The sequence below is a fragment of the Pseudomonas sp. Choline-02u-1 genome (genome assembly GCF_002836515.1).
GTDB lineage: Bacteria > Pseudomonadota > Gammaproteobacteria > Pseudomonadales > Pseudomonadaceae > Aquipseudomonas.
Genome location: NZ_PJBC01000008.1, coordinates 61212 through 75976 on the forward strand (window position 1 = coordinate 61212; position 14765 = coordinate 75976).

The following is a 14765-nucleotide window of genomic DNA, read 5'->3' on the forward strand; positions in this document are numbered from 1 at the left end:
CCTTTTATCGCATGGGATCAACTGCGTCGACACGATAACTGGACACAGGGCGAATACAGTAAACCTCGCGCTGCGTTCTGTCTTGACTTTGTCTGACCAGATCCCTGTACTTTTTTAACATTCGCAGTGGAATCTGCCCGACAAACGGAGATGCGCGGAAGACTTCCACCCACCCGGCATGCCCGACGATAATTTCTGCAGCACCGAAAACACCTGTGGGAGCGAGCCTGCTCGCGAAGGCGTCGTGTCAGTCAACTTATAAGTCGCTGATACACCGCCTTCGCGAGCAGGTTCGCTCCCACAGGGAAATTCGTTGCTGTTTAAATCGGGCTGTCGAGATTCAGATGCAGGTTGTCGATCAACCGCGTGGTGCCGAGGAACGCTGCTACCAGAATTACCAGATCGCGATCTTCCGCCGTCGCCGTACGCAAGCTCAGGCCATGGCGGATCTCCAGATAATCCGGACGCAGACCCGCGGCTTCCAGCACTTGCAACTGCGTAGCGATCAGCGCCGGATAGCCGCGTTCGCCTTGCTTGATCGCTTCGGCAATGTTGCTCAGCACGCGGTAGACCACCGGTGCCACGGCACGCTGGTCTTCATTGAGAAAACCGTTGCGCGACGACAATGCCAGACCGTCCGCTGCACGCACGGTCGGCTCGCCGATGATCTGAATCGGCATGTTCAGGTCATGCACCAGCGCGCGGATGACTGCCAGTTGCTGGTAATCCTTCTGGCCGAAAATCGCCAGATCTGGCTGGACCATGTTGAACAGCTTGCTGACCACCGTCGCCACGCCTTCGAAGTGCCCCGGACGGCTGGCGCCACACAGACCTTCGGATAATTGCGGCACGCTGACCCGGGTCTGACCGGCCATGCCATCGGGATACATTTCTTCAACGGTTGGCGCAAACAGCAGATCGCAACCGGCTTCGAGGAGTTTTTCCTGATCGGCTGCGAGGGTGCGCGGGTATTTGTCGAGGTCTTCACCGGCACCGAATTGCAGCGGGTTAACGAAAATACTCGCGACCACGAAGTCCACTCGCTGTGTGGCCTTGGTGATCAACGCAACGTGGCCGCTGTGCAGGTTGCCCATGGTCGGCACGAAGCCGATACGCTTGCCTTCACTGCGCGCGCGGGCGACGGCGGCGCGCAGTTCGCGTACGGTTTTGACGGTGTTCATGCAGAGAATCCGTGTTCGATGCCGGGGAATGTGGTGGCTTTGACTTCGTTGACGTAAGCCTTCAACGCAGCCTGGATGCTGTCCTGACCGTGCATGAAGTTCTTGACGAATTTGGGTACACGGCCGGTGATCGACAGGCCGAGCATGTCGTGCAATACCAGTACCTGGCCGTCGGTAGCGTTGCCGGCGCCGATGCCGATCACCGGAATGCTCACGGCCTGGCTGATTTCCGCTGCCAGTTCGCTCGGCACGCATTCGAGCAGCAGCATGGCCGCGCCGGCCTGCTCCAGCGCGATCGCATCGGCACGCATCTGGCGCGCCTGGTTCTCGTTGCGGCCCTGCACTTTATAGCCACCGAGGAGGTTCACCGCCTGCGGGGTCAGGCCCATGTGCGCACACACCGGGACACCGCGTTCGGCCAGCAGGCGGATCGACTCCGCCAGCCACAGCTGACCTTCAACTTTGACCATGTGCGCACCGGCCTGCATCAGCAGGGCGCTGTTGGTCATGGTTTGTTCGAGGGTGGCATTGGCCATGAACGGCAGGTCGGCGAGGATCAAGGCATCGCCATTGCCGCGCTTGACGCTGGCGACGTGGTAGGCCATTTCCGCCGTGGTCACCGGCAGAGTGCTGTCGTGACCCTGCAGGACCATACCGAGGGAGTCGCCGACCAGCAGCACTTCGACACCAGCCTCATTGCAGGCATGTGCGAAGGTCGCGTCATAGCAGGTCAGCATGGTGATCTTTTCACCTTTCTGCTTGAGGCTCTGGAGCGTGGTCAGGGTGATGGCTGGCATGTAAAAAATCCTCGTTCAGGCGCTCTGGAAACTGCTGCGAGTCACGCGCGTGATTTTTCATCTACTCAGGCGCACGGTCTTGTGTCGTGCTTTGAAAGGCCTGGATTGCGCCCGTTCATGCCGGGTTGGCGGCAGCGGGACGCCTATAGTCGTGATGAGCCAACAGGAAGTCAATTGCGTGTGTTACCGCATTGTTACGCGGGCAGTGTTACCGGCGTTACTGATGCGATTCAGCGGCGCGGCGGGCCTGATTCGGGGGATTTTTGTCTGACAAGAATCATGAATATCACCCGATCAACTGTAGGAGCTGTCGAGTGAAACGAGGCTGCGATCTTTTGATCTTTAGAATCAAGATCAAAAGACCGCAGCGTTCCGCAGCTCCTACAGGGGGATTTGGGTCAGGGCTGGAAGATGCGTTCAAGGCCGACGAACGGGCAGGCGGCGAGCAGGTCGGAGAGGGCGCGGCCATCGGCAAGCCGCAGGTCTTGCGGCGCCAGTTCTGCGAGAGGATAGAGTACGAACGCCCGCTCCTGAATCTGATAATGCGGGACTTTCAGCCGTGGCTCATCGATCAGGCGATCGCCGAACAGCAGAATATCCAGATCCAGCGTGCGTGGCCCCCAACGCTCCAGACGCTCACGTCCCTGCTCATTCTCGATCGCCTGCAAGGCGTCGAGCAGCTCGATCGGAGCAAGCGAGCTATCGAGGGCGACGACAGCATTGGTGTAACGCGGCTGGCCGGGCAACAGCGAATCGCTTTGATAAAAGCTGGAAACGCCAGCGAGGGTGGTCTGCGGCAATTGCTCCAGCGCCGCGACGGCGCTGCGCAATTGTCCGGCCGGGTCAGCGAGGTTGCTGCCCAAGCCAATATAGATGCGCTCCATGGCTTATTCGCCCGTTGCGCTCGATGCGCCGGCGCGCTTACGCTTGGAACCGCCGCTGCGGCGACGTTTGCGCGGTGCGCCGCTGGCATCGTCACCCTTGCCGCTGAGGTCGCGGATCATGTCGCGGCGCTCGCTATCGTTGGCGTCCTGATAATCGGTCCACCATTCGCCGAGGCCGTCGGTCTCCTCACCGGCGCTTTCACGCAGCAGGAGGAAATCGTAACCGGCACGAAAGCGCGGGTTGTCCAGCAACAGATCGGCGCGTTTGCCACTGCGGCGTGGCAGGCGTTCCTGCATGTCCCAGATTTCGCGGATCGGCATGGTGAAGCGCTTCGGAATCGCGATGCGCTGGCACTGCTCGGCAATCAGTTCGTGAGCGGCTTCCTGCATCGCCGGAATCGGCGGCATGCCACGTTCCTGCAGACGCAACACGCGCGCCGGTAGCGCCGGCCACAACAGCGCAGCGAAGAGGAACGCCGGGGTTACCGGTTTGTTCTGCTTGATGCGCAGGTCGGTGTTGGTCAGGGCTTCGCTGATCAGCGTGTGGGTGTATTGCGGATTGTATTCCAGCGCTTCGGCACTGGCCGGGAACAGCGGGGCGAACAGTTGCAGATCGACCAGCATTTCAAAGGTGATCGCGCCGTGACCGGAGAGGAACAGCTTGAGCACTTCTTCGAACAGCCGCGCCGACGGGATCTCGCGCAGCATCGGCGCCAATTCGCGGATCGGCTGCACGGTGTGCTTTTCGATGCCGAAATTGAGCTTGGCGGCAAACCGTACGGCCCGCAGCATGCGCACTGGGTCTTCCTGGTAACGCTGCTTCGGGTCACCGATCAGACGGATCAGATGATTGCGGATGTCGTGCACGCCATTGGCGTAATCGAGAATGCGCTCGCTGACCGGATCGTAATACAGGGCGTTGATGGTGAAGTCGCGGCGTTGCGCGTCTTCTTCCAGGGTGCCGTAGACGTTATCGCGCAGAATCCGCCCGCTCTCGTTGCGCGAAGACTGATTGCTGTCTTCGTCGTGTTCGTTGACCGGGTGATTGGCGCGGAAGGTCGCGACTTCAATGATTTCGCGACCGAAATGGATATGCACCAGCTTGAAGCGACGGCCAATGATCCGCGCATTGCGGAATTCGGCGCGGACCTGCTCGGGGGTGGCGCTGGTGGCGACGTCGAAATCCTTGGGCGTGATGCCCAGCAGCATGTCACGCACGCAACCACCGACCAGGTAAGCCTGGTAACCGGCACCTTGCAGGCGTTCGACGATATTCACCGCATAGCGGCTGAATTGCGTTTTCTGCAGCGAGTGCTGGCCGCTGTTGAGCACTTCAGGGGTGCTGCGGATGTGTTGCGTACGACGCACGGGAGTTCGGAATGACTGGAACAGCTTCTTCAGCATGGGATGCACTGTTTGAAGGAATGTTCGGCCATACCAAAAGAATGACCGCATGATGGGCGCAGATTCTAGCATTTAGTCGGGGGATGGTGTAGGAGACAGCAGATTCAAGCTGAAAGCCGCAAGTTACAAGGGGGCGAGCGGGGTAGATCGGAGGATTTTCTACAGAAGGGAGAAACTACAAGGGGAGCCGAAGCTCCCCAAGAAGTAGTTGCGTGCTCTTTTTATTATTGATTCGGGCTTCTTGTTTTTGTTGAGTGCCCTCGCCACGAAGTGCTTCCTTCGTGACCCTCCCAATCGGGAGCCAAGAGCAAACGGATTGCTTTGGTCGCTGAATTGCAGTGATCTGTCGATCCAACCAGTACAGGCTCTGTCTTAGGACAGTTTTTGTTGTTCTCGGCCTGGTCGTGGGGCAAGCCCCAAATACAACGCCTCTCCAAAAGAATCAGTTAGCTGCGCCTCTCGCCGTCTTGTTTTTATTGTGCGTGAGTCGATACGTCTTATTTTTATTGTCTTGTGCATTGCTTGTTATTGTTCTTGTACCAAACATATAGCAGGGTGCGTGCCAACTTTTGCGAACCCCAACAAAACAAGGGGTTAGGTCGTTATGGCCGTTTTCCAGGGACGAAAAAAAGCCGGGGTTTCGTTACCGATAACCCCGGCTTCTGTTACGTGAATCGACTGCGGTAACAGTTTTTTCACAATCTCGTGCGTTACCTGCGCAAGCGACAGGTAACGTTCAGCTCTCGCTCGCTACGCCGGTCTTGCGCCGTGGAATGCCCAGACGCTGGCGGCGTTCCCACAGGCATTTGCGACTCACGCCCAGTTTGCGCGCCAGTTCGGTTTCGGTCATGTGGTCCTGGTGCTCGAGGACGAAGTGCTGGAAGTAGTCTTCCAGGGACAGGTCTTCGGTCGGCTCATGGCTGTTGTTGCTGGCGTTACCTGCGGTTTGTGGCGGCAGGCCGATGAACTCGTCGTCGTCCAGATCGCTCAGTTCGATGTCGATACCCAGCAGGTCGGCCGAGATTTCCGGGCTTTCGCTGAGAATCACGGCGCGCTCTACGGCGTTTTCCAACTCTCGCACATTACCCGGCCAGGAATAATGCCGGATGGCCTGTTCGGCATCGGCGGCAAATCTCAGATCGGTACGATTGATGCGCGCGCTCTGGCGAGCGAGGAAAGCATTGGCGATTTCGTTGACGTCGGCGCCACGCTCGCGCAGCGGCGGCAGTTTCAGAGCAATCACGTGCAGACGGTAATAAAGGTCTTCACGGAACTGGCCGATTTTCGCCAGGCTTTTCAGATCGCGGTGGGTTGCAGCGATCAGGCGCACATCGACTTTCTGCGACTGCACTGAGCCGACCCGGCGAATTTCGCCTTCCTGCAAGACGCGCAACAGGCGGGCCTGGGCTTCCAGTGGCAGTTCGCCGATCTCATCAAGGAACAACGTGCCGCCGTCCGCCGCTTCGACCAGACCGGCACGCCCGGCGCTGGCGCCAGTGAACGCGCCTTTCTCGTGGCCGAACAGTTCGGACTCGATCAGGCTTTCCGGAATGGCTGCGCAGTTCACCGAAATCATCGGCGCCTTGGCGCGTTTCGACAGATTGTGCAGAGCGCGGGCCACCAGCTCTTTACCGGTGCCGGATTCGCCCTGGATGAGCACGTTGGAATCGGTTGGCGCGACCTTGCGGATCTTGCTGTAAAGATCCTGCATCGGCGGGCACGAACCGATGATGCCGATTTCGCCATTGCTGTTATCCACAGCGGCTTTCCCGTTGCCGGTGGCAGGCTTGCTCGCGGTGGCTTCGCCGGCAGCTGGCGCCGACTGGCGATCGCGCAGGATCCGCGCAACGGCCTGGAGCATCTCATCGTGGTCGAACGGTTTGGCAATGTAATCGACAGCGCCCATTTTCATCGAGTCGACCGCCGAGCGCAGGCTGGCGTAACTGGTCATGATCAGCACCGGCGTGCCCTGGCCGAGCTTGATCAGCTCAGTGCCCGGGGCGCCGGGCAGGCGCAGGTCGCTGACGATCAGGTCGAACGTAGGAATGGTGAAGCGCTCTTGTGCTTCCTGCACTGATCCGGCTTCGCTGACCTGGTACTGATTGCGTTCCAGCAGGCGGCGCAAGGCGGAGCGGATAATGGTTTCGTCTTCGACGATCAAAATGTGCGGCATTGATTCGATACTCTCGACGGTCTCAGTTCACAGCGGACGTCGCTTCGACATGACGCGGTAAGGTCACCCGGATACGGGTGCCGCGTTGGCTTTGTACATCAGCCGGGCTGTCGATGGTGATTTGTCCATAATGCTCTTCAACGATGGAATAGACCAGTGCAAGGCCCAGACCGGTGCCTTCACCCGGATCCTTGGTGGTGAAGAAAGGTTCGAACAATCGGTCCATGATGCTCGATGGAATACCGCTGCCTTCGTCTTCGACGATCAGATCGACCGTGTGTTCGCCGGCTTCGCTCTTGACCCGTACCGCACTGTGCGGCGGCGAAGCGTCGCGGGCGTTGGAGAGCAGGTTGATCAGCACCTGGGCGAGCCGTTGCGGGTCACCTTCGACCCAATGGTCGGGATCACACAGGTTGTAGAACTGCACTTCGAAATTACGCCGGTTCAGCGCCAGCAGGCCGATGGCGTCCTGCGCGACTTCGGCCAGACACACCGGTTCGTCACTGTGCTGATGGCTGCCGGCATGGGCGAAACTCATCAGCGACTGAACGATGCGCGAGACGCGTTTGGTCTGCTCGAGAATCTGCCCGCTGATTTCCGTCAGCTCGCCGTCGTCTTCGCGCTCCTCGCGCAGGTTCTGCGCCAGACAGGCGATGCCGGTGATCGGGTTGCCGATTTCGTGGGCCACCCCCGCCGCCAGCCGACCGATGCTGGCCAGGCGTTCGGAATGCACCAGTTTGTCTTCGAGCATCTGTGTTTCGGTCAAATCCTCGACCAGCAACACCAGACCACTGTTGCCCGGTGCCAGGGGCTCATCGATCGCCGCTTTGTGCAGGTTCAGCCAGCGCGTCTGGCCATCGAGTGTCAGGTGCTGTTTGTGTAAATGCTCATCGGGCAGGTTGATGAAGCCCTGCAGCAGATCTTTCCATGGCTCGCCAATGGTACTCAAGCGCGAGCCGACGACACGCTGCGCGGCAATCCCGGTGAGTTCCTCCATGGCCCTGTTCCACATCAGGATTTCCTGATCCTTGGCCAACGAGCAGACGCCCATCGGCAGTTCCTGCAAGGTCTGGCGGTGATAGCGGCGCAGCGCATCGAGTTCGGCGGCAAGCCCGGTAAGGCGCGAGTGGTAATCCTCGAGCCGGCTTTCAATGAAGTGAATGTCTTCGGTGACGTAGTTTTCGCCACCCGCCTTGTACGGCAGGAAGGTTTCCACCATGTCCTGGGCCACGCTCGGGCCCATCAGCCCGGACAGGTTGGCCTCGATGCGGTCGCGCAAACGGCGCAAGGCGTACGGGCGGCGCTCGTCGAAGGGCAGATACAAGTCGCGCAACGCTTGCTCGACTTCCTTCTGCGCAGCCTTGGCACCCAGCGGTTTGGCCAGTTGCGTAGCGAACTCCTGCGGAGAGGCGGCGTGCAGCTCTCGACGTTGCGGGCGGCGCACGTTGTCCACCGCACAGGCTTCGGCGGCGCTGGCTTCTTCCGGGCTGGCGTTGGTGAACAGCGAAATCAAAGTGAACATCAACACGTTGGCGGCCAGCGAGGCGATGGCCGCCATGTGCCAGCTGGTGTCGTCGAGCACGTAGATCATGTTCAGCAGCGGAATGTAAAAACCCTGCAGATTGCCGACCAGCGGCAGCAGCATGGTCACCACCCAGACCGTGATCCCCGCCAACAGACCGGCAATGAAGCCACGGCGATTGGCGGTCGGCCAATACAGCACCGACAACACCCCGGGCAGAAATTGCAAAGTTGCAACGAACGCGACGATGCCGAGGTTGGCCAGATCCTGTTCGACGCCGAGCATCAGGTAGAAACCGAAACCGGCCATGATGATCGCCACGATCAGCGCCCGGCGGGTCCATTTCAGCCAGCGGTAGATATTGCCCTCGGCCGGCGGTTGATAGAGCGGCAGCACCAGATGGTTCAGCGCCATGCCCGACAAAGCCAGCGTGGTGACGATGATCAAGCCGCTGGCAGCGGACAGACCACCGACGTAGGCAAGCAAAGCCAGCGGTTTGCTGTTGGCGGCAATGCCGATGCCGAGGGTGAAATATTCCGGGTCGGTGGTAGCACCCAGTTTCAGCCCGGCCCAGAGAATCAGCGGTACGGCGAGACTCATCAGCAGCAGAAACAGCGGCAGGCCCCAACTGGCGCTGACCAGCGAGCGTGGGTTGAGGTTTTCGGTGAAAGTCATGTGATACATGTGCGGCATCACGATCGCCGAGGCGAAGAACACCAACAACAGCGTGCGCCACGGGCCTTCCTGCAACGGCGTGTGCAGAGCGGCGAGGGCGGTCTGGTTCTGCAGCAGCCACAATTCGAGTTGTTGCGGGCCGTCGAACACGCCATACAGCGCATACAGGCCAACGCCGCCGAGGGCGATCAGTTTGATGATCGACTCAAAGGCAATCGCGAACACCAGCCCTTCATGTTTCTCGCGCGTGGCGATATGCCGGGAGCCGAAGAAAATCGTGAACAGAATGATCAGCGCACAGAACGCCAGCGCCACGCGGCTCTGCACGCGCTCGCCGGTCAGGATGCCGATGGAGTCGGCCACTGCCTGGATCTGCAGGGCCAGCAACGGCAGCACGCCGATCAGCATGAAAATCGTGGTCAGCGCACCGGCCCAAGTGCTGCGAAAGCGGAAGGCAAACAGGTCGGCCAGCGACGACAGTTGATAGGTGCGGGTGATCTTCAGGATCGGATATAGCAGCACCGGCGCCAGCAGAAACGCACCGGACACGCCGAGATAGCTGGACAGAAAGCCGTAACCGTACTGATAGGCCAGGCCCACTGTGCCGTAGAACGCCCAGGCACTGGCGTAAACCCCCAGCGACAAGGTGTAGGTCAACGGGTGGCGAATGATCGCGCGCGGGATCATGCCCCGTTCGCTGACCCAGGCAACGCCGAACAGCGCCGCCAGGTACGCGGCGCTGATCAGGATCATCTGGGTCAGGCTAAAGCTCATCGGCATCTTTTTGGCTCTGCAGGATGAAGGTCACAACAATCAGGATCAGCCAGAGCAGATAAGGGCGATACCAGGCGCCCGTCGCGTCGATCCACCAATCCATGATGGCGGGGGAGAACAGGTAGATCCCGACGACCAAAAGCAGGACCAAGCGATAGATGTACATCCCGGCCTCTCTTTTTTATGCACGTGCCCGAAAACGTGCGGCGATGGTAACGGATGGGCGCGCGACTGCAAGTGTCGTCATTGCAGTTGCGCTTCGGGCAGGGTCAGTGTGCGCGGGATCTTTTCGGCATCCCAGTGCGCGCAGCCCCAGGCCAGCAGTTCGCGCGGCGAAGCGTGCGCCAGCTCGCTGCCAGGATTCTGCCCCAGCGCGCGCAAGGCCCGCAGCAGCAACGGCGTGGCCTGATCGGCTTCAAGCGGTGGCGAGCGGTAGGACTTGCCGAGTTTGTTGCCGTCCGGTTGGGTGATCAGCGGCAGATGCAGATAGCGCGGCTGTTTCATACCGAGCAGTTCCTGCAGATACAGCTGTCGCGGCGTGGAATCGAGCAGATCGGCGCCACGGACGATGTCGGTAATGCCTTGCCAGGCGTCGTCGAGCACCACCGCCAATTGATAGGCGTATAGACCGTCGCGCCGACGAATGACGAAGTCGCCGACGTCGCGGCCCAGGTGCTGGCGGTATTCGCCCTGCACGCGATCGATAAAGTGGTATTCAAGCTCCGGCACGCGCAGGCGGATCGCGGCGTCGTGCTGATCGTGGCCGGCGTTGCGGCAAAACCCCGGATAAATGCCGTGATACGGCTCCAGTTGTTTTCGCGAGCAGGTGCAGGCATAGGCCAGACCGTGATTGAACAGCCTGTCGAGCACCTCGGCGTAGGCCGCATGCCGATCGCTCTGGCGCACCATTTCGCCGTCCCATTCGAAGCCGTAACTCTCCAGCGCCTTGAGAATCGCCGCTTGCGCACCGGGCTCTTCGCGCGGCGGGTCGAGATCTTCCATGCGCACCAGCCAGCGCCCGCCAACCGAGCGGGCATCGAGATAGGACGCCAGCGCAGCAACCAGCGAACCGAAGTGCAGGTGACCACTGGGGGTAGGGGCAAAGCGGCCGATGTAGGCGAGGGATGTCTTGGCAGTCATGGAGGCGATAAGAGCTATTCAGAATTTACGCAGGTTACCCCTGTGAGAGCGGGCTTGCTCGCGAAAGCGTCAGTTCAGACAACCTGGATGTTGAATGACACACCGCATTCGGGAGCAAGCCCCCTCCCACAAAAGCAGGAACCGCACAAACAAAAACGGAGCGTTCGCACGCTCCGTTTTTCGTTCAGATCGAGATTACTTGCCGACCTGCTTTTCCTTGATTTCCGCCAGGGTCTTGCAGTCGATGCACAGATCCGCAGTCGGACGGGCTTCGAGGCGCTTGACGCCGATCTCGATGCCGCAGGACTCGCACCAGCCGTACTCTTCGTCTTCGATCAGTTGCAACGTCTTGTCGATTTTCTTGATCAGCTTGCGCTCGCGATCGCGGGCGCGCAGTTCGAGGGCGAATTCTTCTTCCTGGCTGGCACGGTCGGCCGGGTCGGGGAAGTTGGCCGCTTCGTCTTTCATGTGATCAACCGTACGGTCGACTTCCTGCATCAAGTCCAGTTTCCACTTGTTCAGGATCTTGGTGAAATGCGCGCGCATCGGGGCGCCCATGTACTCTTCACCCGCCTTCGGAACGTAAGGTTCGAAGCCGCTGATCGTCGCTTGCTGCTGTTGCTTTGCTTGGGTGGACATGAAATAGACCGCCTCTACTCTTGTAATCCATTGCGCAGGATTGCTCCATCACCGACACCTGCCGGCCCTGCGGCTGCAAGCGGGCGAACTTACCAGATCAAATCAGCCTGCGCTACTCCCGGATGTCGAGCCCCCGGCGGGTGGCGCTTGCAGATGTTTGGCAAGCCGTGTCTGTGGGGTTGGAGACCTGTTCAATCACTGATTTTAGTCAATCCTGGAGCGTACGTTCAGATCGTTACAGTCCAGCGTTCTTGAGGCTGTGACCTTCACGGGTTCTCGCTCGTTCCGGCAGACAGGTAGAATCGTCTCTTTTTTCCTGTCGAAGGCAATCCAATGGCCCCCTACAGTGCGCGCAGTCGTGCGATCGAACCGTTCCATGTGATGGCGCTGCTGGCGCGGGCCAATGAATTGCAGGCTGAAGGCCACGACGTGATTCATCTGGAAATCGGCGAGCCGGACTTCACCACCGCCGAACCGATCATCCGCGCCGGACAAGCTGCGTTGACGGCGGGCAAGACTCGCTACACCGCTGCCCGTGGCATTCCCGAACTGCGCGAGGCGATCGCCGGGTTTTACCAGTCGCGCTACGGCCTGAATATTGACCCGCGGCGGATTCTGATCACACCCGGCGGCTCCGGCGCGCTGTTGCTGGCCAGTGCCCTATTGGTCGATCCGGGTAAACACTGGCTGCTCGCCGACCCGGGCTACCCGTGCAATCGGCATTTCTTGCGGCTGGTCGAAGGTGCGGCGCAACTGGTGCCGGTCGGGCCGGAGGTGCGTTACCAATTGACCCCGGATCTGATCGAGCGGCATTGGGATCACGACAGTGTCGGCGCCCTTGTCGCTTCGCCGGCCAACCCGACGGGCACTTTGCTGACTCGTGATGAACTGGCCGGGTTATCCACAGCGATCAAAGCCAGACACGGGCATCTGGTGGTGGACGAGATCTACCACGGCCTGACCTACGGCACTGATGCCGGCAGTGTGCTGGAAGTCGATGACAACGCTTTTGTCCTCAACAGTTTCTCCAAGTATTTCGGCATGACCGGTTGGCGCCTGGGCTGGCTGGTGGCGCCAGACGCGGCGGTCAGCGAACTGGAAAAACTCGCGCAGAACCTCTACATCAGCGCGCCGAGCATGGCGCAGTACGCAGCGCTGGCCTGTTTCGAGCCGGCCACCATCGTGATTCTTGAAGAGCGCCGCGCCGAATTTGCGCGCCGTCGCGACTTCCTCCTGCCGGCGCTGCGTGAACTCGGTTTCAACATCGCCGTTGAGCCGGAAGGCGCGTTTTACCTGTACGCCGATATCAGCCGTTTCGACGGTGATGCCTTCGCGTTCTGCCGACATTTCCTCGAAACCGAGCACGTCGCCTTCACACCCGGACTGGATTTCGGCCGCTACCAGGCCGGCCATCACGTGCGCTTCGCTTACACACAAAACCTCGCACGTTTACAGGAAGCCGTGGAGCGCATCGCGCGCGGTTTGAAGAGCTGGCAAGGCTGATGCGCTTTTATCCAGCTCTGGAAGAGGCGCGACTGATCCGTCGCTACAAGCGTTTTCTTGCCGATATCGAAACCGTTAGCGGCGAGTTGCTGACCATTCACTGTCCGAACACCGGTTCGATGCTCAATTGCCAAGTCGAGGGCGGGCAGGTCTGGTTCAGTCGCTCCAACGACCCGAAACGCAAATTGCCTGGCACTTGGGAGATTGGCGAAACCCCGCAGGGTCGGCTGTTCTGCGTCAACACCGGGCGCGCCAATGGTCTGGTCGAGGAAGCCTTGCAGGCCGGTGTGATCACCGAACTGGCCGGGTTTACCGCATTGAAGCGTGAAGTTGCGTACGGGCAGGAAAAAAGCCGCATCGACTTCCGCCTCGAATATCCCAGCGGCCCGGCGTATGTCGAAGTGAAAAGCGTCACCCTCGGCTTCGACGGCACGGCGGTAGCGGCGTTTCCCGATGCGGTGACCCAGCGCGGCGCCAAGCATCTGCGTGAGCTGGCGCATCTGGCGCGCGACGGCATTCGGGCGGTGCAGTTTTACTGTGTGAACCTCACCGGCATTGACGCCGTGCGCCCGGCCGAGGAGATTGATTGGGCTTACGCCGAGGCGTTACGTGAGGCGGTCGCCTGCGGTGTCGAGGTGCTGGCTTACGGCGTGCGTCTCGACCATGAAGAGATGGTCATCGACCGTCGACTTGATGTGCGGCTGAACGGTTAAACATCGACCCACACGCCTTGTGTATCTTCCCGGCATTTGATCGCCGTGAGCGATTGCCCGGCGCACGGGCCGGCAACGCACTCGCCGTCCTCGATCAGAAACAGTGCGCCGTGGCTGGCGCACTGGATCAGGCTGTTGCTCGGGTCGAGAAACTGGTCGGGCTGCCATTCAAGTCCGACGCCGCGATGCGGGCAGCGATTGAGATAAACGTAGGCCTGCCCGCCGCGACGCACGGCAAACAGCTTTTTGCCTTCGATAACGAAACCGCGACTGTCGGCCTCGGCCAAATCGCAGCCGGTGCAAAGGAACTTCATGGCTATCCTCTAGTGTCCGCTCGTGTCTGGATATGTCCGAGCTTGACGTTCAAATGCAAACAATTATCAAATGGCGGCCTTCTCCCAAAGGGAGTCTGGCCGTTGCCGAGGATACTTGGCTCGCTGCGCCGATGCCCGGGAAACCTTGTTCAAGGAAGCTGTATATGCGCCCGAAAACCCGCGTTGCCATGCTGTGCGCCGGCCTTTTGCTCAGCCATCAGGCGGCCGCAGCGGATTTACCGCAACGCTGGGTCAGCGCCGGCGGCGCGCTGTCGGAATGGGTCAGCGCGTTGGGCGGCGAGTCGAAGCTGGTTGGGGTCGACACCACCAGTCAGCATCCCGAATCGATGCAGGCGCTGCCTAGCATTGGCTATCAGCGCAGCCTGTCGGCCGAAGGCATCTTGAGCCTGCGCCCGGACATTCTGATCGGCACCGAAGAAATGGGCCCGCCGCCGGTTTTGGCGCAAGTCAAAGCCGCCAAGGTGAATGTCGAGTTGTTCTCGGCACAGCCTGATCTGCCGACGCTGGAAAAGAATGTCACTCATCTGGGCCAGTTGCTCGGTGCGCAAGAGGAAGCGGCGCAACTGCTGCAGACTTATCAACAGCAACTCCAAGCGCAGGAAGTGCGAGTTGCCCAAGTGCAAACCACACGCAAAGCCCCGGACGTGTTGCTGCTGGTTGGGCACGCCGGCGGCAAGCCGTTGATCGCCGGCAAGGACACTGCCGCCGATTGGCTGCTGCAACAGGCCGGCGGGCACAATCTTGCGACGCATACCGGCTACAAACCGTTTTCAGTGGAATCTCTCGCCAGCCTCGATCCCGAAGTGCTGGTGTTCGCCGACCGAGCGTTGACGGGCGAAGCGGCAAAAACCGCGTTGTTCAAGGAAAATCCGATTCTCAATTCCAGTCGTGCGGCCAAGGCCGGACGGGTAATGGAGCTGGATCCGACGTTGCTGGTTGGCGGACTCGGGCCGCGGCTGCCGGCAGCACTGAGGACCCTGACTGACGGTTTCTACCCCGCCAAGGGCGGCCAATGACCACACTGG

The 14765-nt window shown here is 60.2% G+C and carries 13 protein-coding genes; 3 read left to right on the top strand and 10 right to left on the bottom strand.

Annotated elements, in window-relative coordinates; genetic code table 11:
- Positions 1-320: 320 nt before the first annotated feature.
- The 9 genes from panC to dksA all read right to left on the bottom strand — a co-directional run bounded on the left by panC (position 321) and on the right by dksA (position 11189).
- Complete coding sequence (gene panC, locus CXF97_RS07645; RefSeq protein WP_101157633.1) at positions 321-1181, bottom strand: pantoate--beta-alanine ligase; 861 nt, start codon at positions 1179-1181, stop codon at positions 321-323.
- A complete protein-coding gene (gene panB / locus CXF97_RS07650; protein ID WP_101157635.1) occupies positions 1178-1978 on the bottom strand; it encodes a 3-methyl-2-oxobutanoate hydroxymethyltransferase in 801 nt (266 codons plus the stop codon). The genes panC and panB overlap by 4 nt, the downstream gene beginning before the upstream one ends.
- A gap of 398 nt (positions 1979-2376) precedes the next feature.
- The gene (gene folK / locus CXF97_RS07655; RefSeq protein WP_101157637.1) at positions 2377-2862 is read right to left on the bottom strand and encodes a 2-amino-4-hydroxy-6-hydroxymethyldihydropteridine diphosphokinase; all 486 of its coding nucleotides are present in this window, start codon (positions 2860-2862) and stop codon (positions 2377-2379) included.
- A gap of 3 nt (positions 2863-2865) precedes the next feature.
- On the bottom strand, positions 2866-4266 hold the full coding sequence (locus tag CXF97_RS07660; protein ID WP_178081161.1) for a polynucleotide adenylyltransferase PcnB: 1401 nt from the start codon (positions 4264-4266) through the stop codon (positions 2866-2868).
- A gap of 736 nt (positions 4267-5002) precedes the next feature.
- Positions 5003-6439, bottom strand: a complete 1437-nt coding sequence (locus tag CXF97_RS07665) for a sigma-54 dependent transcriptional regulator (RefSeq protein WP_101157640.1) — start codon at positions 6437-6439, stop codon at positions 5003-5005.
- 22 nt (positions 6440-6461) lie between these two features.
- Positions 6462-9416: a sensor histidine kinase gene (locus CXF97_RS07670; protein WP_178081162.1), complete on the bottom strand. Its 2955-nt coding sequence runs from the start codon at positions 9414-9416 to the stop codon at positions 6462-6464.
- Positions 9400-9576, bottom strand: a complete 177-nt coding sequence (locus tag CXF97_RS07675) for a hypothetical protein (protein WP_003176118.1) — start codon at positions 9574-9576, stop codon at positions 9400-9402. Before CXF97_RS07675 ends, CXF97_RS07670 begins: the two co-directional genes overlap by 17 nt.
- A gap of 77 nt (positions 9577-9653) precedes the next feature.
- Complete coding sequence (gene gluQRS / locus CXF97_RS07680) at positions 9654-10550, bottom strand: tRNA glutamyl-Q(34) synthetase GluQRS (RefSeq protein WP_101157644.1); 897 nt, start codon at positions 10548-10550, stop codon at positions 9654-9656.
- Positions 10551-10745: 195 nt separating this feature from the next.
- On the bottom strand, positions 10746-11189 hold the full coding sequence (gene dksA / locus CXF97_RS07685; protein ID WP_101157646.1) for an RNA polymerase-binding protein DksA: 444 nt from the start codon (positions 11187-11189) through the stop codon (positions 10746-10748).
- Positions 11190-11522: 333 nt separating this feature from the next.
- Between dksA and CXF97_RS07690 the strand changes: the two genes are divergently transcribed.
- Entirely contained in the window at positions 11523-12692 is a 1170-nt protein-coding gene (locus CXF97_RS07690) for a pyridoxal phosphate-dependent aminotransferase (protein ID WP_101157648.1), read from the top strand.
- Positions 12692-13405, top strand: coding sequence for a DNA/RNA nuclease SfsA (gene sfsA, locus CXF97_RS07695; RefSeq protein WP_101157650.1), 714 nt, complete (start codon positions 12692-12694; stop codon positions 13403-13405). Before CXF97_RS07690 ends, sfsA begins: the two co-directional genes overlap by 1 nt.
- Here the strand turns inward: sfsA and CXF97_RS07700 are convergent.
- Positions 13402-13719, bottom strand: a complete 318-nt coding sequence (locus tag CXF97_RS07700) for a Rieske (2Fe-2S) protein (RefSeq protein WP_101157652.1) — start codon at positions 13717-13719, stop codon at positions 13402-13404. The two genes, sfsA and CXF97_RS07700, sit on opposite strands and share 4 nt — an antisense overlap.
- Before the next feature lie 164 nt (positions 13720-13883).
- Between CXF97_RS07700 and CXF97_RS07705 the strand changes: the two genes are divergently transcribed.
- Positions 13884-14756 (top strand): hemin ABC transporter substrate-binding protein, encoded by an 873-nt coding sequence (locus tag CXF97_RS07705; protein WP_101157654.1) that lies wholly within the window; start codon positions 13884-13886, stop codon positions 14754-14756.
- Positions 14757-14765 lie beyond the last annotated feature (9 nt).